We start from the raw sequence: 25,844 nt of genomic DNA, 5'->3' as shown, positions 1-25,844 counted from the left end.
CTTTTGTATATGTACAGGCTGCCTCAATAGCATAATTATGGATAAGTTTCGAACAGGGGATTATATTGCACAACTATCGATTGACTGTGTGATCTTTGGGTATAAAAACAAAGAATTAAAGGTGTTGATCTCCAAGCTAAGTTATGGAAAGGATTTATGGAGCCTTCCTGGGGGCTACATTCTCCAAACAGAAAGTATCGATCAGGCCGCTTCGCGAATCCTAATGGAAAGGACGGGATTGGACAATATTTATTTAGAGCAGTTTAGGGCCTTCGGAGGTCCTGATAGGATCATTGGAAGTGGGTATAGGGAAATGGTAAGGGCCGGACTAAAGGATTTTGATCCTAAAAAATTCGATGATGAGGCCATTGATTGGGTAACAAATCGTTTTGTTTGTATTGGCTATTACGCCTTGGTGGATTTGAACAGGGTGGACCCTAAAATAGGAGAGTTTGAGGAATTTCTAAAGTGGGTGAGCATAGAGGACTTGCCAGAAATGACGCATGATCATAATGAGATTGTTGGTGAGGCCCATAAATCCCTTCGACAAAACCTTGATGAGAAATTGATCGGTTTCAATCTTCTTCCTGATGAATTTACCATGCGGGAAGTAAAGGAACTTTATGAAGCCGTTTATGACAAGGAATTCCCCATGAACAATTTTCAAAAGAAAATATTGGGCCTTGATGTATTGGAACGACTGGGCAAAAAATATACAGGAGCCCAGAATAGGGCTCCTTATATTTATAGATTCAAAAGTTAGTGCAGTTACTTTTGCAATAGATACTTCTTTTAATTTTCTTTCGTAATCAAAGTGTTTTTAGCTTCGTTTTTTGGACATCGCCAAGAACAGCACGCCGCACAATAACCAAGCGGGCAAGGTCATAAAGGATAAAAAGACATCAAAGGTCACCGAGATAAAATAACATAGTCCAAAACTGATGGCCCAGGCCCAGAATACGGCCCTGTTAAATTTTACGTTCATTTTTTCGGCATAATCTATTATGATGTTGGCCTTTTCTCCGTAGAAGTGCTCAAACACAATTATGGCTCCCATAGGTGCCAATATAAACCCGTAAAGCGCTACAAAATCCAATAGTTTCATGGCAAAGGCAGGGAATAGTCCGGCCAACGTGGCCACACTGCCCGCAATGATGGTTACCCAAAATGTGGATGTTTTTGGTATAATGGCCTGGAAAGCCAGACCGGCCCGATAAATGGTCGGATTGGCCGTTGTCCATCCTGCCAAGACCACGGCAATGGCACCAAAAATTCCCAAGGCGTTGTAGGCCAATGGGCCGGGTGCAACATTGGGAGCACTTCCTCCGGCCAATGCGGCCTGAGCTTCTGGGGATTTAAGGTAAACGGCGTACAGCAATGCGGCTGCGATCCACGCCATATAATGCCCTACGTACATACCAGCTGCGGTGGTCCAACCCGAGCTGGCCTTTTTCGCAAACCTAAATACCGAAAGGTCGGACATGCCTACGTGCATCGCAGCATTGGCAAACCAAGACCAAATGGTAACATGCCAAAAAGTATATTTTATCTGCCCGGGAAAAGGTTCTCCACCTTCGCCCCAAATGTTCCAAAAGTCGGAAAAGCTGTTTACATCAAGGTTACGCAACGCCACGATGCCACTGGCCAAGAATGCCAATACAATGATAGGGGACATATAGTTGGCCGCTTTTGAAACGGTCTCGTATCCTTTTGCTGCAATTAACGAAATTACGGCCCCTATGACCAATACGATAACGACCCATGTAATACCGTTGGGCATGGTGTCCGTCAATTTTGGCATTTCCATGTCAAAGGGAATTCCAACGGCCGTGGCCGAAACGGTGATCATGGCGCCGGCAAGAAAACAGAAGAGAATCCCATTGGCCAGATTATATCCAATGACCAATTTTTTTCCAACAATCTTTTCCAATTGATAGTATAGGGTAAGACGATACTTTACGGCTATTTCTGCCGTCAAGAACCTCCAACTGAGCACGGCCAGAAGATTTCCTAAAAGCAGTCCCACAATAAGGTCAAAAGCACTTACCCCCGTGGTCAAAAACAAAGGGCCAATCACGAATTCGGTACCTGCGGCATGCTCACCGGCATACATGCCCAAGAAGCTTTTCCAACTTTTTAATTTGGATTGTGGAACGGGCTGTCTTTCATATTCTCCACCAGCTATTTCTTCAACTTCTTCATCGATGTTATATTGGCTCATATAGGTTTGGTTTGTTCGTTAATTTTTATGTGCAAGTTTGTTAGATCAGGTGCTTGTGCAGGTCTTCAATGTTCTCGCAACACAATTGATCCATAATTTGTTGTAGTTGTACCTTAAGGATGGTCATGGTATGGTCGCCTCCTTTGTTTCCCATGGCTGCGGCACCGTACATGAAAGAACGCCCCATGAACGTGAATTCCGCTCCCCGTGCAAGGCAACGTGCCATATCGGGGCCTGAGCGCATACCGCTATCCATCATTATGGTTATTTGATCTTTATATTTTTCAGCTATTCGCGTCAAAGGGGCAATGGTGGATTCACCGGCATCCAACTGTCTTCCCCCATGGTTGGAAACAATGATGCCATCAAACCCTAAACGGATGGCCTGTTCGGTATCCTCTTCGGATGCCACACCTTTCAGGACCAATTTTCCTTTCCATCTATCCCTTATCGGTTTAATACGCTCCTCGTTCAAACGACCTGAAAAAGTTTTGTCCATAAATTTGCCCAATTGCTTAAGATTCAGTCCTTCTGGGGTATATGGTTTTAGTGTCTCAAAAGTGGGAATGCCATATTTTAAGGTCTGCATGGCCCAACTGGGCTTGCCCAAAACCTGTAGAATATTGGCCATGGTCATTTTAGGTGGCAATGCCAATCCGTTTTTAAAGTCACGCGGGCGGTACCCAAAAGTGGGGACGTCGCACAGCAATACCAAAACGGGGCAACCGGATGCAGCGGCCCTGTCGATGATATCGAACCTTACGGCATCTTCCGCCGGATTGTAAAGTTGAAACCAGGCTTTGCCCTCGGTCAGCTCACTGGCCCTTTCAATGTCCATGGTGGTCACGGTGCTCAATATAAAGGGTACGTTATGCTTATGTGCAGCTTTAGCAAGGATTTCTGGTGAATTTGGCCACATTAATCCCTGCAGACCAACCGGGGCCACGCCAAATGGGGCATCGTACTCATGTCCGAAAAGTTTGGTCTTGATGGAGGCACCCTTAAAGTCCTTAATGTAGGTAGGTTTTAGGGTTATGTCCCTAATCTCAGAGGTGTTGCGCTTAATGTTCACATCCTCGTTGCAGCCACCATCCAAATACTCAAAAGCAAAACGCGGGATTCTTTTCTTGGCTTTTTCCCTAAGGTCATCGACGGAAGGGTACCGGGTATCGAAACTTTGGGCCATATTAATTTGTGATTAGGGGTCTATGTTTTTTTAATGCGTAATTCTTTTTTAGGAATTTTTGGTCCAGTTCCACATTGGATATGACAATGGCCGCGCCAAGCGCCGAACCTAGGGAGGCATCGGTGGTTTTCACCTTCATATGGTTAAAACCCTGTGCCAATAGTTCCACAAAAATTCTATTGTTGGCAAACCCTCCATCAATGTACAATTGCTCAATAGCCTCCTCTCCGATAGCCCTTTGGATACTATCTATCTGCAACTCCACCAGCTCCATCAGTAATTGGTGATAGGCTTCTTCATAGGAATTAAAGTCAAATGGAACGAGATTTTCCAAAGCGCCAACATCAAGACTGGACCATTGGAATTTATGAGAAAAATTCTCCTTGAGACGGTGGTACAATTCAGAATCAAAATCAACCGATTTGTGATAATCCTCTACAACCCCGTAGAGCTCCGATAGTTCCTTTATTTTGATGTTGTACTCGTTCCCTAAAAATAAACGGGCGGCCTTAACGGGCTCTCCGTTTATCCGCATGTAATTGATGCAATTGGAACGGGTGTCCGTTTCCGTTAAAGGTTCTTTTGAAAATGGGTTTAGGGATATGCTCCATGTGCCTGTGGAGAGCAATAGGAATTTTTTATCGATACTTCTTATATACGGCAAAAGGGCCGATGAGCTATCGTGAATTCCGACGCCGACCTTTATTTGGTGGCCCATCAAGTAGGTGTTGATACTGGTCCCCGTATCTACAATGGAAGGAAGTACCCTGTGCAACTTCTCTTTATAGACCCAATCGTGATAATCTTGTTTTTCGTAGTTCCAAAGGGCGGTATGGCACCCAACACTGGTATATTCACTGACCGGAATTCCTGTAAACAAATAGCTTAGATATTGTGGTAGATGAAGCGAATATTTGATTTTTGAAAAAACGTCCGGTTTATGGTGTTTTAACCAATACAATTGGATGCCGGAATTAAGCATACCTTCCTTTGTAGTTCCTGTTGCCCTGCAAATTTCTATTTCCGGACCGTAGGTATCGTAAAATTGTTCGATAACTTCTTCCGGAATGGGTTTTGTATAATTATAGAGTGGGGTAACCACTTTGCCTATATCGTCCAAGTGCACAAAACTGGCACCATAAGATGAAAAATTAACGGCACTTACTTTATAATCCTTGGATTCTAAGATGTTATGAAAAGTAGTTTTTATCCATTCTTGGAGTTTTACAACATCTTCTGTTGGGTGGCCATCCTCATCTTCAATAGGTTCCAAATAGGTGTAATCCCGATGGACCTCCTTAAAGTCAAGGTCAAAAAGAAAGAATTTTTTATTGGTCTTTCCTATATCAAAAATCGCGATTACCTCTTTAGCCATAGATAAAAGTATGAATTACAATCCTGTTGCCATGGTGTGTTTGCCTCTCTCGTCAATCAATTGTTTGCGGATATCAAGATATCTGTACGTGTCCAATGGATTTAGAGCGCCTCCTTTTGAAATCCGGGCACGTTCCAATAATGGTCTTACATCGGTATGGTAGGCATCTTGGAGAATCTCTTGACATTGTGAGACATCATGATTCTTTTGTGCTTCACGAAGTGATTTTTGGTCCACAAGAAGTGCCTTTGCATAGGAAGACCTGATGGCTTCCAACGATTGCATTAAATCTTCCAAAGGATCTTTTAGGTTATGGCTGGCATCGATCATCCAGGCGGGGTACGGGTTTTGTGGATTGTTCTCCATACCGTAGACCAGTTCGTTAAAGATCAAGAACAGGGAATAAGGCTTTATGCTTCCAACGGTAAGATCGTCGTCCCCATATTTGCTGTCGTTGAAATGGAATCCTCCCAATTTGCCCTTCATCATTAAAGTGGCCACGATCTGTTCTATGTTGGTATTGGGCAAATGATGTCCCAGATCTACCAAGGTATAGGCCTTTGGACCACATTCGTTGGCCAACATAAAGGAAGTTCCCCAATCTTGGATCACCGTGCTGTAAAAATAAGGTTCGTAAGGTTTGTACTCGATAAAGAGCTTCCAGTCCTCGGGCAATGTCTTGTAGATTTGCTGTAGACTGTCCTGTGTGTTCTTGAGTACGGTCTGGAAATTGTTCTGTCCCGGAAAACTGGAACCGTCCGCCAACCATACGGTAAGACTTTTGGAGCCCAATTTCTCCCCTAATCGGATGACATCTATATTGTGCTGTATGGCCTGCTGACGTGCATTTTCGTCGGTGCTGCAAAGTGAACCGAATTTATACGAATGCTCCTGATCGGGCTGGTCCTGGAAGGTATTGGAGTTCATTGCATCGAACTTAAGATCCAAGACGTTGGCCAGTTTTTTAACTTTTTCAGCATCTTCAGGAACATCCCAAGGAATATGAAGGGAAATGGCCCCTGCCGACTGCGTAAGGGCATGGAGCATTCCAACATCTTCGATTTTTTGTTCCAAGGTGCCAGGTTCCCCATGGTAGGAGAATCTACCAAAACGTGTTCCACCGGCCCCTAAGGCCCAACTCGGAATGGCTACTTGAAAGTCGCTGATTTTCTTTAATATATGTTCAACATCGTACCCTTTTTTGGACAGCTGGTTGGCCAAAAAATCAAAACTTTGATCATGGTTGTCAAAGTTGTTCTGGTTGTGTGATGCGATTTGTTCTTTATTGATAATCATAGGATGATTTAATCTTTAAAAACCGCAGGCCCATGTGATGACCTGCGGATAATTTGAATTAAAAATAACTAAACTCAAAACCTATCTAGTGAAGGCATTTGCCATGCCGCCATCCACATTGATAATGTTTCCAGTACTTTTATCCAGAAGCCCTACAAAGGCGAACACACCGTTTGCGATGTCTTCTGGATATATAATTTCGTTGAGCAAATTTCTTTTGGCGTAATGCGCAGGAAGGTCTTCAACTTTAATGCCGTAGGCTTTGGCCCTTCCTTCGGCCCAATCGCCTTCCCAAATTTTGCTGCCCACGATGACCCCATCAGGGTTTACCGTGTTCACACGGATTCCTTTGCCGCCAAGTTCTGCGGCCAATAATCGAACCATGTGCTGTTGCGCTGCTTTTGCAGTTCCGTATCCCACGTTGTTAGGCCCGGATACCAGTCCATTTTTACTTGCAATACTGATGATGTCCCCACCAAGGTCCTGTTTTTCCATAATGGCAACACCTTGCTTATAGAGTTCAAATTGACCTTTTACCAGTACATTTTGAAGCAGGTCCCAATCTTTTTCGGTGGTCTCTCCCAAAGGTTTGGAAATGGCCAATCCAGCACTGTGGATCACAAGGTCCACACCGCCAAACTCCAAACATGCGCTTTTATAGGCATTTTCGATGGACTCCGAACTTGTTACATCACAAACAGCGTAGCTGGCCACGTCTCTTGGGTAGGTTTCAACGGCTTCTTTCAATCTGTCCTCGGCAATGTCCGTCAATACCACATTGGCCCCATGCTCCGCAAGTTTGTCCGCAATGGCTTTACCGATTCCTCCACCTGCACCGGTGACCAAGGCAACTTTTCTTGATAACGGTTGTTCCTTGGGCATACGCTGTAACTTGGCCTCTTCCAATAGCCAATATTCAATATCAAAAGCCTCTTGTCTAGGCAATGAAGTGTAGGCGGAAATGGCCTCTGCTCCACGCATCACATTGATGGCGTTGATGTAGAATTCACTGGCTACCCGGGTTGTCTGCTTGTTTTTCGAGAAACTGAACATACCCACCCCTGGGTAAATGATGATGACGGGGTTGGGATCCCTCATTGCAGGACTGTTATCATGCTTACAGTTCTCGTAGTATTCCTTGTATTCTTTTCGGTATTGCTCAAAGGCAGGCTCCAATTTTTTAAGTACTTCCTCTGCATTGGATACATCTTCTGAGGCATCCAAAGTCAATACCAACGGTTGTATTTTGGTTCTCAAAAAGTGATCCGGGCAAGAGGTCCCCATTGGGGCCAATTTTTCCAAATCGTTGCTATTGATGTATTCCATGACCACATCTGCATCTGTAAAATGGCCGATCATGCGGTTTTCAGAAGAACATAGTCCACGAAGAAGCGGCATCAACTGTGCTGCTTTCTCTTTTCTATCTTTAGCGGGAAGCGACTCTACTTTTTGACCGCCAAATACCTCGCCCTGTTCCTTGATTTTCTTTTCAATATAATCTGAAGCTGTTTCAATAACCTCCAAACTGTTGATGTAGCATTCGTATGAAGTGTCCCCCCAAGTAAAAAGGCCATGGCTTCCTAGCACAATACCTCGTATGCCAGGGTTTTCGTCAAGGCATTTTTCCAATTGAAGGCCCAGGTCGAAACCAGGTCTTTGCCATGGTACCCAGCCCATGGTGTCGCCCCAAATTTCCTTGGTCACTTTTTCACTGTCCTTGGCTGCTGCCACTGCGATAAGTGCATCCGGGTGAAGGTGGTCTATATGTTTAAATGGGAGCAATCCATGAAGGGGAGTATCAATGGATGGGGCCCTACTGTCCAGATCATAGATGCAATGGTTGAAAAGGCCTACCATTCTATCTTCGTCGTGCAATCCCTTATAGACTTTTTTCAGGTTTCTCAATCTTTCAGTGTAAAGACTGGCAATTCCTGAACGGGTCAAGGTTCCAATATCTCCTCCGGATCCCTTGATCCACATTACCTCAACTTCCTCATTGGTAAGAGGGTCTTTTTCAATTGTCTTGCAACTTGTATTTCCCCCACCATAGTTGGTAATCCTTAAATCGGAGCCCAAAATATTGGACCTATATAGGAATAAGGCCACTTGGTCGTCGCCAAGTTCCAAGGCCTTTTTTTGGTCCCATAGATAATCCACGTGTTTAAAAGTCTTAATCCCCATCAGGTATTTTTTTTATTATTGTTGTCGGTAAATGTACTTACCCAATTTCTATTAAGTGTTCTGTACTGTACCGTAAAAGTTAATAAAATGCTGGAATTGATAGATATAAAGGAGGAATCAAAGGTTCCAAAGTACAAACAAATCGTTGATTCCATTTTAGCGGCCATTGAAAATGGCAAGCTCAAATTGGACGACAGGTTGCCTTCCGTGAATGAGTTACTAATAGAATTTGATATATCCCGCGATACTGTGGTAAGGGCTTACGACCACTTAAAGAAGAACAAAATTATAGAGTCCGTACCTGGAAAAGGCTATTATGTAAAGAAAGATGGGTTGGCCTTGAAAGCAAAAGTTTTTCTTCTTTTTAATAAGTTAAGTGCACATAAAAAGATTATTTATGATGCTTTTGCCAGAACTTTGGGGGACAATGCTACCATAGACTTTTTTATCTATGAAAATAATTACAGACATTTTAAGGAACTTATCTTGGAGTCCAAGAAAAGGTCTTACACCTACACACATTATGTTGTGATCAGTCATTTTGAAGAAGGTGGCGATGATGTAATCAACTTTATTAAAGATGAAATTCCTTTGGAAAAACTGATCGTGCTCGATAAAAGATTGGATGGTCTGGCCAATACCGTGTCCAGCATTTATCAGGATTTTGAACAGGATATATATTCAGCATTGGTTGCACTTAACCCTAAACTCAAAAAATATCGACAGATTAAACTCTTATTAAGAAAGAAAACGTACCATCCAATCGAGATCAAAAAAGGCTTCATAAAGTTTTGCGCTCAGTTTGCTTACGAATTTGGAATCATCGAAGAAATTGAATCCAGTGAAATTGAAAAAGAAACAGTCTACATTAACCTAAAGGAAAGCGACCTGGTCATTCTGATCAAGAAAATAAAGGAGACCCATTATGTGTTGGGACAAGATGTCGGTATCATATCCTATAATGAGACTCCTTTAAAAGAAGTTCTATTGGATGGTATTACGGTAATTTCAACCGATTTTGAGAACCTTGGGAAAAAAGCTGCTGAAATTGTCTTGAAGAACCAGACCATCTACACGGAAAACCCTTTCCATGTAATTCAAAGGAGCTCCCTGTAGTCCAATGGGTGGCCTAACCTCTTTATCAGAACAGTACAGAACGGGATAGTTTTCTTTAGACCTTATCTTATCGTTGCATTGGGCCTGAGATATGGGAACGTATGGTTTGTTTTTACTGGATTCAAAATACATAGGCCTCGGGATACTTGCACAAATCATTTATATTTAAAATATGAGAAGATTTCTACCACTACTTATTTTATGTACTACTTTAGTTTCAATGGCCCAACGGAGACCCAGTACAGAACCGGAATGGACGGCAAATTGGATAACTATGCCAAAAATAGATACTCAAGCTGCAGGCTCTTTCCTTTTTAGAAAAGACTTTGCTCTGGAATCCGTACCAAGCGAGTTCACAATACGTATTTCAGCTGATAACAGATATAAGCTTTTTGTGAATGGAACCTTGGTTTCTGTAGGCCCCAATTGGGGAGATATTAAGCATTGGAACTATCACACTTTGGATATTGCCGAGCATTTAAGGGCAGGTGGAAATATTTTGGCAATAAAAGTTTGGAATGAAGCCGAAATGCGAGCGGTGGCACAATTTTCTTATAAAACTGCATTATTTGTACAAGGTGAGGGCGATTTGGAAAAAATAGTGGATACAGATGGCAGTTGGAAAGTCACCAGGGATCAAAGTTATACCCCTTTAAAACAGGATATAAGAGGATACTATGCAGCCGGTGCCGGGGATTTTATAGATATGAACAAGGCGTTGACGGGCTGGAAGTCTCAGAGCTTTGATGATAGCTCTTGGCAATCTCCCGATACTGTTTTTGAGGCGGTGCAAAGGGGAGGTGGAATTAGGTATCAAGAAGGTTGGCAGTTGACCCCTACAATCTTACCGGAAATGGAATTGACCACGGAACGTTTGGCAACGGTCAGGAAGGCTGAGGGTGTGAAAGTCCCGTCATCTTTTCCGGCAAAATCTGAGGATATTAAGGTGAAGGCCAATTCCCATGTCAAAATACTATTGGATCAAGAATACTTGACCAATGCATATCTAACCTTGCTTTTTAGCGGAGGCAAGAACAGTGTGGTTACCCTTTCCTACGCCGAAGCACTTTACGACAACGTGGGTTCCAAAGGGAATCGTAACCAGATTGAGAGAAAGGTAATGAAGGGGAGAAAGGACAGTATTGTTTCCAATGGAATGGAAGGTCAGGAGTACACTTCATTGACCTACAGGACCTACCGATACGTAGAATTAGAGGTGGAGACCAGAGACGAGCCTTTGGTAATCAATGATATTCATGGGACTTTTACAGGATATCCGTTCCAGATGAAGGCCAATTTGTTCACTGATAGAAAAGAACTTTCTGATATGATGGAAATAGGATGGAGAACGGCCCGGCTTTGTGCGGTGGACACGTATATGGATTGCCCTTATTATGAAAGACTGCAGTATGTGGGGGATACCAGAATCCAGCATTTTGTATCCTTTTATAACAGCGGGGATGATCGGTTGATCAAAAATGCCATCAATCTAATCGATTATTCAAGGCAACCGGACGGATTTACCTTGAGTAGGTACCCGGACAGACAGGATCAAGTGATACCTACCTACTCCCTTTGGTATGTAGCCCTTCTGTACGATTATATGATGTATGGCAGTGACACTGAATTTATTGAAGAGAAATTAATGGGTTCTCGACAGGTACTCAATTATTTCATCACATATTTGGATGAAGATGGTTCTTTGAAGAATGTTCCCGGATGGAATTTTACAGACTGGGTCCCGGAATGGGAAGGAGGAGTGGCCCCGATGGCCAAAGACGGTTCATCGGCCGCCTTGGATTTACAAATGCTCCATGCCCTACAATATGGTGTCGCTTTGGAGAAGGAATTGGGGAAGCCCGAATTTGTGATCTTATACACGACAATGGTCGATCAGCTTACGGAGACCATCAAAAATAAATATTGGGATGCGGACAAGAAGATGTTTGCCGATACCCCGGAAAAGAACTCGTATTCACAGCACACCAATTCTTTGGCCATTCTTGCGGATATAGTGGATGCCGACCAAAAAAAGGCTATTGGAAAATCACTGTTGGAGGATGATTCCTTGGCTCCAGCCTCCATTTATTTCAGCTATTATCTCCATCTGGCTCTTAACGAGGCCGGGTACGGCAACGAGTATCTGGATTGGTTGGATGTCTGGAGGAAAAACATAGCGTTGGGGCTGACCACTTGGGCGGAGATTTCCCAGGTGGAGACTACGCGATCTGATTGCCATGCTTGGGGATCTAGTCCCAACATTGAATTTTTCAGAATTATTTTGGGTATAGAAAGTGCTTCACCAAACTTTAAAACGGTTAAGATAGCACCAAATTTGGGAGATATAGAAAGGATTGGTGGTGAAATGCCACATCCGGCGGGAATGATATCCGTAGATTATGAAAAGACAGGTAGGAAGCTAAAGGCAACCATTACATTGCCTGAAGGTGTTTATGGTGAATTTATTTGGCAAGGTAAATCGGCCAAAATAAAATCTGGAACTAACAATTTCAACATTTAAATAACCATATTTTAAGTTACGAAACGAACAACAACTGTTAATAGGAGTTAAACCCCATGATTGGTAGGAAAGCCAAAACAAATAAAGATAGATAATCATGGCCTCCGAGGCATTGACCAACACGCTTTTTGTCAAGACCAATCCTTTTTATGTTCTAGAGTGAAATCCATTGTATAGGAAGGAGCAATCTTCATAACAGTACAGGATGGTTATGTGGACGTTCTTTATTATTCTTGTATTTGATCTTTGGGTACTCTAATACTAGGTTTCTGTCCAATAAACAAGCGTAAGGCAATATTGCCTATTAATCATATCAGGTTTTTTTAATATGAAGATTGCATTATTTCATCATTTAACAAGGCAAGTCTTTTGTTCGCTCACCATTTGTCTTCTCATTGGAATTGGGGCAAGGGCCCAGCAAGTGGATAAAATAAATGAGAGATTGTTGACCTCTTGGGAAGCCAACTGGATTACCCATCCAGATATAGCCGGAAATGAGTACGGTGTGTATTTCTTTAAGAGAACCTTTACACGGGTCGGAGATATTCCAGAGGAATTTATTGTACACCTGAGTGCGGACAACAGGTACAAATTTTATGTGAACGGAACATACGTGGCCAGCGGACCGGCCCGAGGGGACCAGTTGAACTGGCGTTTTGAATCCTTAAATATTGCACCTTACCTAAAAAACGGAGAGAATACGTTGTCGGCAGTGGTCTGGAACTTTTCTGATTATCGACCCCTGGCACAGCATACGGTAAAAACAGGCTTTATTCTTCAAGGAAATGGAGATGCTGAAGAAGAGGTAAACACGGATGAAAAATGGTCCGTAATGCAAAGTAGAGCACATGAACCAACGCAAATAGACCAAAGAATCTATCTGATTACTGGTGCAGGGGAAGGCTTTGATTCAAGCGAGTATCCATGGGGATGGATGACTGAGGGATTTAAATCGGAAGAATTTGTACCGGCGAAAAGTATTTCCAAAGGAACTCCTAAAAATGGAGTTGCTGGATATGGCATAGTTCCATCGCATATACTTGTTCCAAGGAATATTCCATTAATGGAGGAAAAGTTTCAACGTTTTGAATCTATTAGAAGGACTTCGATGCAGAAGTCGGTGCCCGATTTTATATCAGGAAAAGAAAAACTTATCGTTCCTTCCCATACCAAAATTACTGTTTTGTTGGACCAAGGACATTTAACCAATGCCTATCCAATTGTAAGCTTTTCAAAAGGAAGTGGTTCACAAATCGACATCACTTACGCTGAGGCTCTCTATGATGCTCAGAGGCAAAAAGGGAACCGAAATGAAATAGAAGGCAAAAGCATCGAGGGCAATATCGATATCATACGTCCAGACGGTCAGGAAGGACGGGTTTATGAACCGCTTTGGTGGCGAACGTTCCGGTATGTGCAATTGGATATCGAGACCAAGGAACAACCATTGGTTTTGGATGATTTTGCATCGCGGTTCACGGGATATCCCTTTAAGCAAGTTGCAGAGTTCGGAACCAAGAATCCTTTATTGGATAAGATATGGGACGTAAGCTGGAGAACACAGCGTTTATGTTCGGGCGAGAATTATTTTGACTGCCCCTACTACGAGCAATTGCAGTACATCGGGGATACCCGTATACAAAGCTTGGTTACTACCTATGTTTCCGGTGATTCAAGACTTTATAAAAATGCTTTGGAATCCTTCCAGCACTCACAGGAATCTTTCGGTCTCACCCAGAGCCGTTACCCTAGCAACGAGACACAGTTCATACCAACCTTCTCCCTCATATGGATAACTATGCTGCACGATTATTGGATGCTTCTGCCAGATGAAGAATTTGTTGGCAAAATGATGCCCAATGTACTCAATATTCTCAACTGGTTCGAAAAGAGAACTGGGGAATCCGGGCTAGTGGAACAGAACGAATGGTGGATGTTCGTTGACTGGGTGGATACGCATGATTGGGTTCGAGGGGTGCCTCCCGGTGGCGAAAAAGGAAACTCAATACTTATCAACCTGCAATATGCCTATACCCTTCAATATGCCATCGAAATGTTGGAAGTTTTTGGTCATACGGGGCAGGCCGATGTCTATCGAAGTAGATTGGAAAACATAAGGGCTAAAGTAAAGGAACTCGCTTGGGATGAACAAAAGGAATTGTTCAGTGATACTCCGAAGGGTGAAAAATTCAGTCAGCATACCAATATTATGGCCATACTTGCGAATGTTTTATCTGGTGAAGAGGCCACTTCTTTAATGAAAAAGGTGCTAGAAGATGAGTCCTTAGCAAAAACCAGCTATTATTTTTCCTTTTATTTGACCGAGGCACTTAGGCATACCGGAATGGAAGAGAACTATCTTAATCTTATGGGCAGGTGGGAAGAAATGCTCGACAATGGCCTCACCACATTTGCGGAAAAGCAAGAACCTACCCGTTCGGACTGCCATGCCTGGAGCGCCTCCCCAATGTATCATTTTCTGTCAATGGTCTGTGGAATTCAACCCGCTGCGCCGGGATTTCAGAAGATACATGTAGAGCCTCATTTAGGAAAATTAGAAGAGGTCAATGGTAAAGTGCCGCACCATTTGGGCGAAATAGAATTTGATCTTAAAAAAAGAGGGCAAAATGGTCTCAAGGGCAAGATTGAGCTTCCAAAGGGGCTAGATGGCACCTTGATCTGGAATGGTCGTAACCTGGCACTTAAAGAAGGTAAGAACGACATCCAAATCGATTGATTATTTCAATATGACTTTATTTTAAAATTATCTATTTCCTGTCTGACAGGAAAGTTCCTGACGAATTTTATTACCTGACACCTCAGGATGCTTAACCAAGTCACTGCTGTTACCTTAGCACGAAAGTTTCAATTTTTACTCATTTAAGAGTCTTTGGATTTTGAAACTGTTGACGAGAACGTAACGTAAAGATATAAGCATATGAGATTAAGTAAAGTATTATGGCCGGAAGCACTAAAACTAGGAATGATGATGTTGGGCATGGTTGTTTTTGTAGGGTGCAACAGTAATGGAGGCAATCTTGAAGATGATGATGTTCAATCCGATATTGGCAAGCAGAACGAAGATGTTAATGAAGAAGATTCACTAAGCTCCGTTGAATTTGTAAAGGACACTGGGTTCGCTAATGGTATTCGCTTGCTCGGTACCGATACCTCTGACATTAAAGCCTTGGATTTTATCTACCCCTATTCAACAGGAACGGAGACAGCTAGTTGGAAACTTGCCGAATGGGGCAGTAACCATGCCTTTGGCAATGTGGAACAAGAGGTGAAGGGAGATTCAATAATCTATGCCAATAAAGCAAAGCGGGTAGTATTCATAAAGGAGAAAGCTCAGGATAAACCACATGTACTTTTGGAAGTAATAGCTTCCGAAGATTATACTTCTGTTCGTAAAGATGGAGAAGATTGGCCCCATTTATTATTAGAGCAGACCATGGCAGATGAAATAGCCCTAGAGGATATGGAGTCCCTTGAATTGAACATGGGCCTTTCGCTTGTGTATGACAAGATGATGATGGACCCTGCTGAGTTTGACGAAAGTCTTCATACCTCTCAGGTTTCACTTTATTTGACCATCAGTGATTCGACCGACTTTTTTTGGTTTGGAGTACCTGTATTTGACCACAGGAATCCGGACGGAATTCCACTGTATGCTGCTCAAGATTTGGGTAAGGATGATGCAAGTAAAAAATTCATTGTGAGTATAGCGAGTGAAGAATTTTTCCCAGGAAGTTTGCAAAATTCCGGAAGTATAGATGTAGACAAAGATATATTGCCGTACATTAAAAACGCTTTTGAAAGAGCCAAGAGACAAGGATATTTAAAAGATGCGCACTGGTCGGATATGTTTATTTCCAGCTTTAATTTTGGATGGGAAACCACAGGGACTTTCGATTCCGGTATGTTGGTACGTGAACTTCAACTTACGGGCAGGTATCGTGCCGGAAACTAGTTTACAGTAGGGTGCAGGATGGTACTGCAGGGACTTTAAAATAGTTTTGTAACTGGACTGTTGCCGTAGCGGTACTTATCTAACCGCCACTTATAAAATAGAAATGTAAATCAAGTACTTATGAAAATTAATTCAATTAAATATAACATTCTGATTTTGTTGGTAATATCTGCTTTTAACTTCCAGTTGTCAGCTCAGGAATACCCAACACTATGGAATGAAATCGTAGATTTTAAGGAGTTGGACGCTTCAGACTCGATATCAAAAAATCGAATACTTTTCGTCGGAAGTAGTTCCTTTAAGTTCTGGAAAGATGTCAATGACTACTTTCCAAATCATCAAATTATAAATAGAGGATTTGGAGGGTCCACCTTGGTTGACGTAACTAGATATTTTTATGACATCATTGTTCCGTACAACCCAGACCAGGTCGTTATCTATTGTGGTGAAAATGATTTTGCTTTTGACAGCGACCTTTCGGTAGAAGAGTTTTTTTTGCGTTTTGAGACCTTATACGGCATGATCCGTGTAAACTTCCCAAGAGCCACAATAAACTATTTATCCATTAAGCCAAGCCCTTCTCGGATGAATATCTTGGATAAATCCATTAAGGCAAATAAAATGATAGCCGATTATTTGGATAATAAGACAAATGCATCATACATCGACATATTTTACCCAATGTTGGACGAAAGAAGAAATATCAAAGAGGAAATCTTTTTGGAAGATCGTCTTCATATGAATGCCAAGGGCTATCAGATTTGGCAAAAGGTTATGGCGCCTTACTTAAAATAATAGTCTATTGGTCAGATTTCAATATATGCTGGTCCATATAAACACAGGCGTCTAGCGCCTGGACAACTTCCCGGGATGTGGGGGGTGTGGTGTGCGGTGAGGGCTTCTACCGCATAGGAGCAAAATACTTCTCCTATCAATCTATGCTGTACCATAAGGTTAAACATTGGCGCCTTGGTTGGTCATTATCCCGGGTTTTCTTCTTTTTTTTGATTTTTCTCCAACAATATCTCGATTATTTGAATCTATTCAATGCTTTTGCTAAACCAGTTCAGATAAACTGTTGGTTTTACCTACAATTACGCGCCGTACAGGCACTGTTCTTTATTTGGAATCTTTCTATTCTTACCACCTTATATCTCGATATTTGAAGTAGTTTTTTTCCTACTAAATCTTTCGTAACGCTTGTGTTAAAAGCGTTGGGACAGAGTGACATTGACGCCTATGAAATAAGGTCAAAAACTCTTTTATCCCATTTGTTTAAAGGGAACAGGATGGGGCAGGATACTTGGTCTATTCCCATTATATAGATTTGGATCAACTTTTTTGAACAATTCACAATTAATGCAATATGAAAATACTAAAAACAACATTCTGCTGTCTGTTCATTGTAATTTTAGCAATACAAGCAGCAACAGCACAAGAACGAATTGAGGTTAATGGTAAAGTCATCTCAGAAAGTGAAGGCTTACCGCTATTAGGGGTGAATGTTGTGGTAGAAGGAACCACGAACGGAGCCGTTACCGATTTTGATGGTGAATTCACCATAACAATGGATCCCGAAGGGACGTTGGTGTTTTCTTACATGGGTTTCTCTACTAAAAAGGTCCCGGTGTCGGGAAGGCAATCAATTACCGTTGAGCTATCTGAAAATCAGAATAGATTGGATGAGGTTGTGGTAATTGGGTATGGTCAACAAAAAAGAGCTGATGTGACCGGTTCCATTTCCAGTGTAAAGGCGGAAGAAATTTCCCAAAGTAAAGTATTGTCTTTCCAAGAGGCTATACAGGGTAGACTTGCCGGGGTGCAGGTTTCGTCTTCCTCCGGTGAACCAGGGGCAGCCATGAATATTAGCATTCGTGGTGCCAATACGGTATTTGGTAGCTCTGCACCACTTTATGTTATAGATGGAGTTCCCTATGATGTCAATAACGGAGAGGTTGCCGATGCCAGTGTTGGTAACGGTACATCTTCTAACCCATTGGCGACATTGAACCCATCTTCCATAGAGTCGGTTGAAGTACTTAAGGATGCTTCTGCAACCGCCATTTATGGAGCTCGTGGAGCAAACGGTGTCATTATAATTACAACAAAATCAGGAAAAGCAGGTGATACCAAGATAACCTATGATGGTTTCGTTAGTTTGGGTACTGTAACACGAAAACTACCCGTGCTTAATGCCGAAAGATACATCGAGTATAGGGCCGCACTCAATCCTGAGACCTTTTTGTTTTATACGGATAGTAATCAAGATGGATTGTACAATTCGGATGATATTCCAAGGGATCCTTATGAGCTGCCCATGCATGATTGGCAAGACGAGATGTTGAGGACCGCTGTTTCCCATAGCCACAATATTTCAATTTCCGGTGGGGATAACAAGGGAACCACTTTTTCTGGTGGGATTGGAGTGTTAGATCAGGAAGCGATCATAATCAACAATAACTTCCAACGATACACCATGAGGCTCAACCTTGACGATCAGCATAGCGATAAGTTAAAGATGGGGTTGAATTTCAATATGGGTTATTCGGAACTAAACGGCGCCACACAGAGTGGTGGAGGTTCAGGAATATTCAATGGAGTTGTTCAAAATCTTGTGATATCAAGACCATTGGAATTTTTCGCCCCCAATTGGGATACCGATGGAAGATATATCAATCCTTTATCGATGATCGATAATGCGGAGAAAAATGTTTCTTCATTGAGGAACAACCTATATGCCTATTTGGAATATGCATTGATGAAGGACCTAAAAATCCATGTCTCGGGAGGTGGTTTTCTCTCCAGCTCCAAGGGAAAGGAATTCTATAGTAAGTATACCAACTGGGGTAATTTGGACAATGGTCGTGCTATGGTGCAAGAGGCCAGGGCAAATTCATGGAACGTTACCAGCAGGTTGAATTATACCTTAAGACCCAACCAAGATCATTTGCTGACGGCCATGGTGGCTTTTGAAGCAAATAGATATAGCTGGGAGAATATGTTCATGGAGGTCGCCGATTTTGCCGATGAATCGACAGGGGTTCACGACATCAGCAAAGGGAGGAGGATTAAAAGTAATTCTACGGGTAAGGACATTATAAACAGGATGTCTTATTTCGGAAGGTTTAACTATCAGTTTAAAGGAAAACACTTATTGACGGCTACTTTTAGAGCCGATGGGTCAGATAAATTAGGCCCAAGTAATCGTTTCGGATACTTTCCATCCTTCGCCTATGGTTGGCAGTTGCATAAGGAGCCATTTCTATCCAATGTAGATGACTTGAGCAACTTAAAGCTCCGTTTGAGTTACGGTATTACGGGTAATGATAGGATTCCTTCCTTTAGGTACTTAGCACGAATGGTGAACACCGATTATGGGGGAGATTTGGGGCTTGCACCAGACTCCAGGGCCAATTATGGTCTAAAGTGGGAAGAGACCTCACAGTTCAACGCAGGTTTCGACCTTGGACTGGTGAACGATAGAATTAGCATTACATGGGATTATTACTATAAAGTTACTACAGATATGTTGATTGCCGCATTGGTGCCTAAAAGAAGTGGTTTCCAGCAGCAATGGCAAAACCTTGGTAGGGTAGACAATGATGGTACCGAACTTCAGATTTCGACCAGAAATATTGAAGGAGGAGATTTTAGATGGAAGACCGATTTCAATATCAGTAGCAATAGAAATATAGTGAAAGATCTTGGAGGCGTAGATTTTATTCCTGTTAATATTGGAGGAGGTTGGATTACCAACGCAGGTAGGGTAATCGAAGGGGAATCCTTGGGTAACGCTTATGGCTATGAGTTTGATGGTGTGTATCAGATATCAGATTTTAACTGGCAGAACGATAGCGATGCGACAATTCCGCACGAGCAACGTGATTATGTCCTGAACGAAGGTGTTGTTACCGTAGACGGGATAAATGTACAGCCTGGATCATTTAAGTTCAAAGATCTAAACGGAGATGGAACTATTGATGTGGACAATGACAGGACATCTATAAGTAGAAGCTTCCCCAAGCACTTTGGAGGTATCAACAACACCTTTAATTACAAAAACTTTGACCTTTCCGTAATGTTCAACTGGTCTTATGGAAATGAAATATTCAACGAAGCCAAATATAGGCTAGAGGGAGGGGTGTCAAATACCTGGATGAATATTTCGGAAGACTTTTTTAGTAACAGGTGGACGCCTGAGAACCCAACAAATCAGTACGGTACTTTTGCCGACGACCTTTGGAACAGAACTTCTTTGCTGGCTTCTAGCTATTATGTCGAGGATGCTTCATGGTTAAGGCTTCAAAACATTTCCTTCGGATATGCCCTTCCTGGAAAATGGATCAAGGAAATGGGTATAGATTACGCCCGTATATACTTTACCGGAACCAATCTGTACACGTGGACCAACTACTCTGGATTTGATCCAGAAATCCATTCAGGAAACTCGCTTTTGCCCGGGTATGATAGATTGACCTATCCAAGGACCAAAACATTCACTTTTGGAGCCAGTTTCACATTTTAATAACAGCAAAAAAATTCAATAGAGATGAAAAATAGAATACTAAAGAATATTGTTGTCTTAACCTTCATCGGTATTTATTGTAGTTCGTGCAGTAACGATTTTTTGGATACCAAGCCACTATCCTTTACTACGGTGGAGAATTTCTATCAAACAGCGGATGATGCGGAATCGGCACTTATAGGTTGCTATAGTGCGCTCAATGCCCAATCTGTACAAGGCGTTTGGCGAGGTAATTTCAATTCAAGTATGACATTTATGTTAAGTGCAGGGACGGATGAATTGGTTACCAGAGATGGATTAACGGCAATTGGTTATGCCCCCTTCGGTAATTTGGCTGTTACAAGCCAGACACCAACAATCGAGGAGCACTTTTTTACCATGTTCGTTGGAATCAATAGATGTAACTATCTCTTGGATGCCATAGAGGATACAGAAATGGGAGAACAGCGTAAAGCGGAAATTATCGGGGAAGCACATTTCCTAAGAGGCCTTTATTATATGTATTTGGCCCAAATGTATGGAGGTGTGCCAGTATATACCACAGGGGAGCATGATGAAAATGCCTTGCGGGAGCCTTTGGAAGTAGTTTACGCTCAGATTATATCCGATTTTGAAACTGCCTATTCCAATCTGCCAAACAGAGCGGATATTCAGGGAAGGGCAAATAGATGGTCAGCCGCAGGTTTCCTTGCGAAAGTATATACCTATTTGGCCAGTTGTAAGACAAATGGAGTTGGTGCTGATTTGGGATTTGATCTAAATAGCTTTGACTGGGTGGATGCTGATGACTTTTATATCCGTGCAAGAGATATAACTAACGGAATCATTGCACAAAGTGGATATGAGCTGATAGACAATTATGATTATTTGTTCAGGGAGACCACTAATCAATTTCAAATGGAGGAATCCTTGTTCTCTTCCGTGTCAAGTAGTAGCTCAATTATAGGGAACTACCATGTTTGGGTCCAATGGATGGTGCCACCGGGGAACACTACTACCATGGGGGGCGGTTATGGTTGGTTCCGCCCAACAGGAGAGATGTTCTATAGGTACAATGCTTTGGACATAAGAAGAGCGCACAACCTTTCCAATTCATTTTCCGGTTCTTCCGTTACCGAAACTATTGAGGGAGAAACGTATTACGTGCCCGACCCTGCAGACGGTGTAACCGCAGGTTTCTATTCTGTGGCGAAATACCGTTATGTGGACCCCTCGAGCAAACCGATAGACATTAGCCAATCCATGGGCAACTATCCTTTGTTGAGGTATGCGGATATTTTGCTGCTCAACGCCGAAGCACTTTACATGACAGGGGATGAGGCAAGCGCACGTGAAAGGCTTACAGAGGTGAGGACTAGGTCTGTGAGTGACGCATCTCAGGTCGATATCTTGGACGATGCTTACTTTAAGGCTGATTTTTTGGAAGAACTTTTGGATGAAAGATCTAGGGAATTTGCCTTTGAAAGTCAACGAAGAATTGATTTGATAAGGTTCGGCAAATTTTCCGAAGCCATTATGGGCCTTGATGAAAATGGAGGAAGATGGAACGTTGCAGTTCCCATTATGCAGGCGAATTTGGAACCCTATAAAATATGGTTCCCTATTCCGTTGACCGAAATAGAATTGAGCCCAATAGAGCAAAACCCTGGTTACTAGGGAAGGACATATTTAAACAAAAGATTCATAAGCAATAACATTATTATCATGATTCAATCTAAAGCTTCAATATTATTATGTTTGTTGGCCTTTGTCACCTTGGTTTCCTGTGATTCCGATGATGTGGTAGAAGATCTTAGGGTCGACAGTGTAATGCCGCCCCAGGCTATGATAGGGGATACTATTACCATTCGGGGAAACGGTTTTAAAGGACTAAATACCACCGTAGTAGGTTTTGAAGGAGGAATGTTGGGACAGGTGGTCGCAGCCGCTCCTACGGAAATAGATGTAATCGTGCCCATGGGAGCACGGGACGGTGATATTCAGGTGAGAACTGGTAAAACCGCTATTGTAAGTACTGCATTCGAGCTTATTCCCTCTCCGCCATTTATTTCAGATTTGGCACCTTCACAAGGACGTGCAGGCTCAAGTTTCACTATTTTAGGAGACTTCTTGGCCAATAATTTGCTTGTTTCGGACAGTATCCAACATATCGAAGAGGTCTCTGTACTTTTTGGAGGGCAAGAACTGGAAATCGATAGTCTTAGTTTTCAGAGTGTATGGGTAAAGGTGCCAATAGATGCTGCCGACGGAGAGTTTATGGTCCAGGTGGAGCGCGATGGGCTTTCTTCGAACCAAGTTACTTTTGAAGTGGGAATACCGGCCATAATCGATGATTTTAACCGACCCACTACAGAATGGGCCGACTTGGAAACCATACCAAACCCTATTGGTTCCAACTGGGTGATAGGAAGTGGAGAGTGGATGATCGAAGGACCTGGTGGAGACAACTTTATTTCAGCTAGAAGAGTTGTAGCAGGTGATAACCTTATGGTGAACATGCCTTCGGTGACCTCAAACCAAAACGGTATGAGCTATAGCCTTGGTGCAGATATTTATATACCTACAACAACAGATTCCACGCTTGGAGGAATTGCCTTCCACGTTCAAAGTGAAGATGATTACTATGCATTCCGTATTGGAGGAGGAGGACTGCTCCAGTTGATCAGGGTAATAGATGGAAATGCCAGTGCAGTATTGTCCACTTCTGGTTTTGCTGCGCAATTACCGGGCAATAATACCTATAGGTTAGAGGTCAGCTCCAGTGCTCCATATACTTTTGATTTAAGAGTGCTTACGGCAGAAGGAGGGGTAATCGTTGAAGGAACAGTTGTAGATGATCAAAGTACCTTTGTTGGTGGTGTAGCTGGTTTCTACTCTACTTATTTAAGTTATCACGATAATTATTATTTTCTTTCCGAGGAATAGGATTAGCAGGAATTATGGGGCCGAAAGGTTTGTAATCCTTCCCCGGTTAATTTTGAGTTGTGTATAAAATACCGCTCTGGGAGGTTTTCTTCCAGGGCGGTATTTTTTATGTCTTGTTGATATCGCTATAAATTCATTGGCGAAGTAGAATATATGAAGTAGGAGTGGTTCTTTCGTTATAGAGGGGCATATTCTGACATACTTAAATCATTGCACGGGATTCCAATTTTTCGGTTTTTGTAGGAGAATGATTTTCTTGGTGCTGGTTAAATCAGTGGTCTTTTGAAGGCAAAAAAAAGCACCCTGCCATGGGTGCCTTTTTTTTGGAAATGATATTCAGGAGATCAATTGTCCATTTTCTCAAAACGTTCCATGATTTCTTTCCAGTTGGTAAAGATGATGTCTTCTTCTTCCAAAAACTCTACCACAGCTGGGTCAGCGAACATTTGGGCTTCCCAGCCCCGTTGCTGCCAAGAGTCGGTAATGTTCTTTAAGTTTTCCGTAGGTTCTGATGGATGAAAAATGATTTCGGTAAGCCCGATAGGAAAGGAAAGAATCGTTTGTTTGAACGCCTCTATTTTTTCTTCGTAGGTTGGGGCACCAGGAACATATCCGAAGAAATCAAGTTTGGGTAAATCATAATCCTTAATCAATTGAATCATTTGATCGTCAATTGGGTAGCCCATATCTCTAAAATGTTGGGCAACTTTAGGTTGTGTCAGGTCAATGGCATTAGCTGGAATCCCATACTCCATGGCTAACCTAAGAAATGCTTCAGTGTAATCTTTATCGGCATATAAAGTTCCCATATGGGTGTCTATGTGGGTCGGCCTGTGTCCCCATTCGATTGATTTTTCAATCTGTGCCCGAATCTCGGTTTCAACTTCTTTGGCGGTGGCATGTTGCACTACTTCTGGAACGGAACGCCAAAAGTTACCGGTCTGGTCCATTAAACCTTTAACGGAATCTTTAGGACTTACCGGACCCCATCTATGTGTTTCCCATTCGCTTGTTAGGGTAAGGTGAAGACCAATGTCCAATGTTGGCTGTCCTTGTACCCAGTGAATAAACTCCTGTGAATTGGGGCAAGGTATCATAACTGCCGCGGATTGAATTTGTCCTTCTGTAAGCATTGGTTTTACCGAAAGGTTCGCTTCTGGGCACATGCCAATATCATCAGCATGTAGTACCAAAACCTTTTTACCTGCCGGCCAACCAAGTTTTTCGGCCCAGGTTTGTGGTTCTTTGATCTCTTTGGCCTGTATCCCAGGTTCTTTGTTATCTTGATTTTTGTCTTTACATGCTAGGGTCAACATGCCCAAAGACAGGAATGTTGCCATCAGCGGAAGTTTGCGTTGTATCATTTTTATGTTGCTGGATTAAATTATTTTGATTTCTTCATTTTCTGGTTTCTGCCTGCGAATAAACATGACAATAAGATGGTCAAGTGGACTTTCTGTTTATAAAATAGAAAGGGTTTTTCACGCTTTCGAACTTATTGTCCAAAATCATGTCTGCAGCAGTCTCTCCCATTTTAGCGAAGTCGGTTGAAACTGCCGTGATGCCCAAAAGTTCTTTAAGTGGAGTGTCGTTATAGCAGATGATACCAACATCCTTGCCCAACTCCAACGAGCTTTTACGGACTAATTTGATCAGGCTCACCAAGTCCGATTCTTCAATGGAAATATAAAGGTCTCCGGCTTTAAGTTCCATATCCTCATAGACCTCATTGATTATCTCGTATTCAAATCCATATTGAATGCAGAATTGCTTAAAGCCCCTTGTAATTCTCATGGGGTATGGGTAAAGGGAATTCTCGGGATATATAAGAATCAGGTTTTCATATTTCTGGATGATTTCAAGGCCATCCACCAGGGCTTCAAAAAGATCTTCTTGAAAATTTTGATATATTTTTGCAGCATTTTCCTTGGGATTGGACTTAATATTGTCCATTATAATCAATTTATTTTCAGGAATTCTATTGACAGCTTCGAGTGTTTTTTCCGTAAAACTTACATGTTTTAGGTCATCCGTCTTAAAATGCGGCATGATTACAAAATAATCATAAGCGTCAATGTTTTTGTCCAGAAGGTTTAGGAACATGGTTTCATCGCAATGATATACATTAAGGTCAATATGGGCTTGGTTGCCCATCCTATCAATGAACGATTGATATACCTTGAGCTTATAGGAACTCAATTTGTTGATCAGAAAAAACACGTTGATCTTGGATACAAGTTCCGTACTTGAAATATAGGAACCCTTACCTGGGATAGAGGAAATCACTTTTTTGCTCTTCAGCAGGTTATAGGCCTTTTCTACCGTATCTCGTGATAGATAAAATTCTTCGCTCAACTCGTTGATAGAGGGAATTCGGTCGTTCACACTAAAGTTCCCGTTGGCAATGTTCGTTAAAATGGAATTTACGATTTGTTTGTACTTGGGGATTCTAGAGTTCTGTTTTACCTCTATGTAACTCAATACTTTTTTGGATGTCATCGGTATTCTAGGGGGAATTTAAGGTT

16 protein-coding genes are annotated in these 25,844 nt (G+C 42.2%); 9 read left to right on the top strand and 7 right to left on the bottom strand.

Annotated elements, in window-relative coordinates:
• The first annotated feature begins 37 nt into the window (after positions 1-37).
• Positions 38-763 (top strand): NUDIX hydrolase, encoded by a 726-nt coding sequence (locus DCK90_RS01505; protein ID WP_108244396.1) that lies wholly within the window; start codon positions 38-40, stop codon positions 761-763.
• Between the two features lie 57 nt (positions 764-820).
• On the opposite strand, the gene DCK90_RS16925 is transcribed toward DCK90_RS01505, so the two are convergent.
• From DCK90_RS16925 to DCK90_RS01475, 5 genes are all read right to left on the bottom strand, one after another.
• On the bottom strand, positions 821-2,221 hold the full coding sequence (locus DCK90_RS16925; protein ID WP_159075728.1) for a purine-cytosine permease family protein: 1,401 nt from the start codon (positions 2,219-2,221) through the stop codon (positions 821-823).
• A 40-nt stretch (positions 2,222-2,261) separates the two neighbouring features.
• The gene (locus DCK90_RS01490) at positions 2,262-3,407 is read right to left on the bottom strand and encodes an alpha-hydroxy acid oxidase (protein ID WP_108244393.1); all 1,146 of its coding nucleotides are present in this window, start codon (positions 3,405-3,407) and stop codon (positions 2,262-2,264) included.
• 1 nt (position 3,408) lies between these two features.
• Entirely contained in the window at positions 3,409-4,782 is a 1,374-nt protein-coding gene (locus DCK90_RS01485) for an FGGY-family carbohydrate kinase (protein ID WP_108244392.1), read from the bottom strand.
• Positions 4,783-4,797: 15 nt separating this feature from the next.
• Complete coding sequence (locus DCK90_RS01480) at positions 4,798-6,078, bottom strand: TIM barrel protein (protein ID WP_108244391.1); 1,281 nt, start codon at positions 6,076-6,078, stop codon at positions 4,798-4,800.
• Positions 6,079-6,159: 81 nt separating this feature from the next.
• The gene (locus DCK90_RS01475) at positions 6,160-8,259 is read right to left on the bottom strand and encodes a bifunctional aldolase/short-chain dehydrogenase (RefSeq protein ID WP_108244390.1); all 2,100 of its coding nucleotides are present in this window, start codon (positions 8,257-8,259) and stop codon (positions 6,160-6,162) included.
• 87 nt (positions 8,260-8,346) lie between these two features.
• Here DCK90_RS01475 and DCK90_RS01470 point away from each other — a divergent pair, with 87 nt between their 5' ends.
• From DCK90_RS01470 to DCK90_RS01435, 8 genes are all read left to right on the top strand, one after another.
• Entirely contained in the window at positions 8,347-9,375 is a 1,029-nt protein-coding gene (locus tag DCK90_RS01470) for a GntR family transcriptional regulator (protein ID WP_108244457.1), read from the top strand.
• Between the two features lie 274 nt (positions 9,376-9,649).
• Positions 9,650-11,896 carry an alpha-L-rhamnosidase-related protein gene (locus DCK90_RS01465; protein ID WP_234414556.1) on the top strand — a complete coding sequence of 749 codons (2,247 nt, stop codon included), beginning with the start codon at positions 9,650-9,652 and terminating at the stop codon, positions 11,894-11,896.
• 328 nt (positions 11,897-12,224) lie between these two features.
• Positions 12,225-14,633: an alpha-L-rhamnosidase-related protein gene (locus DCK90_RS01460; RefSeq protein ID WP_108244388.1), complete on the top strand. Its 2,409-nt coding sequence runs from the start codon at positions 12,225-12,227 to the stop codon at positions 14,631-14,633.
• Between the two features lie 201 nt (positions 14,634-14,834).
• Entirely contained in the window at positions 14,835-15,869 is a 1,035-nt protein-coding gene (locus DCK90_RS01455) for a hypothetical protein (RefSeq protein ID WP_159075727.1), read from the top strand.
• A 120-nt stretch (positions 15,870-15,989) separates the two neighbouring features.
• Entirely contained in the window at positions 15,990-16,664 is a 675-nt protein-coding gene (locus DCK90_RS01450; protein WP_108244386.1) for a GDSL-type esterase/lipase family protein, read from the top strand.
• A 571-nt stretch (positions 16,665-17,235) separates the two neighbouring features.
• A complete protein-coding gene (locus tag DCK90_RS01445) occupies positions 17,236-20,394 on the top strand; it encodes a SusC/RagA family TonB-linked outer membrane protein (protein ID WP_108244385.1) in 3,159 nt (1,052 codons plus the stop codon).
• Between the two features lie 24 nt (positions 20,395-20,418).
• A complete protein-coding gene (locus DCK90_RS01440) occupies positions 20,419-22,050 on the top strand; it encodes a RagB/SusD family nutrient uptake outer membrane protein (RefSeq protein ID WP_108244384.1) in 1,632 nt (543 codons plus the stop codon).
• 48 nt (positions 22,051-22,098) lie between these two features.
• Positions 22,099-23,319 (top strand): IPT/TIG domain-containing protein, encoded by a 1,221-nt coding sequence (locus tag DCK90_RS01435; protein ID WP_108244383.1) that lies wholly within the window; start codon positions 22,099-22,101, stop codon positions 23,317-23,319.
• 344 nt (positions 23,320-23,663) lie between these two features.
• Here the strand turns inward: DCK90_RS01435 and DCK90_RS01430 are convergent, their stop codons facing one another.
• Entirely contained in the window at positions 23,664-24,659 is a 996-nt protein-coding gene (locus DCK90_RS01430; RefSeq protein WP_108244456.1) for a polysaccharide deacetylase family protein, read from the bottom strand.
• Between the two features lie 103 nt (positions 24,660-24,762).
• Positions 24,763-25,818 carry a GntR family transcriptional regulator gene (locus DCK90_RS01425; protein ID WP_108244382.1) on the bottom strand — a complete coding sequence of 352 codons (1,056 nt, stop codon included), beginning with the start codon at positions 25,816-25,818 and terminating at the stop codon, positions 24,763-24,765.
• Positions 25,819-25,844: the final 26 nt, after the last annotated feature.

The organism is Muricauda brasiliensis (genome assembly GCF_003057865.1).
Taxonomy (GTDB): Bacteria; Bacteroidota; Bacteroidia; order Flavobacteriales; family Flavobacteriaceae; genus Flagellimonas; species Flagellimonas chongwuensis.
This window is presented reverse-complemented; position numbering and strand designations above follow the sequence as displayed.

Excerpts from the sequence above, each read along its gene's own strand:
- DCK90_RS01505 (WP_108244396.1), top strand. The coding sequence starts at position 38 with ATGGATAAGTTTCGAACAGGGGATTATATTGCACAACTATCGATTGAC.
- DCK90_RS16925 (WP_159075728.1), bottom strand. The coding sequence starts at position 2,221 with ATGAGCCAATATAACATCGATGAAGAAGTTGAAGAAATAGCTGGTGGA.
- DCK90_RS01490 (WP_108244393.1), bottom strand. The coding sequence starts at position 3,407 with ATGGCCCAAAGTTTCGATACCCGGTACCCTTCCGTCGATGACCTTAGG.
- DCK90_RS01485 (WP_108244392.1), bottom strand. The coding sequence starts at position 4,782 with ATGGCTAAAGAGGTAATCGCGATTTTTGATATAGGAAAGACCAATAAA.
- DCK90_RS01480 (WP_108244391.1), bottom strand. The coding sequence starts at position 6,078 with ATGATTATCAATAAAGAACAAATCGCATCACACAACCAGAACAACTTT.
- DCK90_RS01475 (WP_108244390.1), bottom strand. The coding sequence starts at position 8,259 with ATGGGGATTAAGACTTTTAAACACGTGGATTATCTATGGGACCAAAAA.
- DCK90_RS01470 (WP_108244457.1), top strand. The coding sequence starts at position 8,347 with ATGCTGGAATTGATAGATATAAAGGAGGAATCAAAGGTTCCAAAGTAC.
- DCK90_RS01465 (WP_234414556.1), top strand. The coding sequence starts at position 9,650 with ATGCCAAAAATAGATACTCAAGCTGCAGGCTCTTTCCTTTTTAGAAAA.
- DCK90_RS01460 (WP_108244388.1), top strand. The coding sequence starts at position 12,225 with ATGAAGATTGCATTATTTCATCATTTAACAAGGCAAGTCTTTTGTTCG.
- DCK90_RS01455 (WP_159075727.1), top strand. The coding sequence starts at position 14,835 with ATGAGATTAAGTAAAGTATTATGGCCGGAAGCACTAAAACTAGGAATG.
- DCK90_RS01450 (WP_108244386.1), top strand. The coding sequence starts at position 15,990 with ATGAAAATTAATTCAATTAAATATAACATTCTGATTTTGTTGGTAATA.
- DCK90_RS01445 (WP_108244385.1), top strand. The coding sequence starts at position 17,236 with ATGAAAATACTAAAAACAACATTCTGCTGTCTGTTCATTGTAATTTTA.
- DCK90_RS01440 (WP_108244384.1), top strand. The coding sequence starts at position 20,419 with ATGAAAAATAGAATACTAAAGAATATTGTTGTCTTAACCTTCATCGGT.
- DCK90_RS01435 (WP_108244383.1), top strand. The coding sequence starts at position 22,099 with ATGATTCAATCTAAAGCTTCAATATTATTATGTTTGTTGGCCTTTGTC.
- DCK90_RS01430 (WP_108244456.1), bottom strand. The coding sequence starts at position 24,659 with ATGGCAACATTCCTGTCTTTGGGCATGTTGACCCTAGCATGTAAAGAC.
- DCK90_RS01425 (WP_108244382.1), bottom strand. The coding sequence starts at position 25,818 with ATGACATCCAAAAAAGTATTGAGTTACATAGAGGTAAAACAGAACTCT.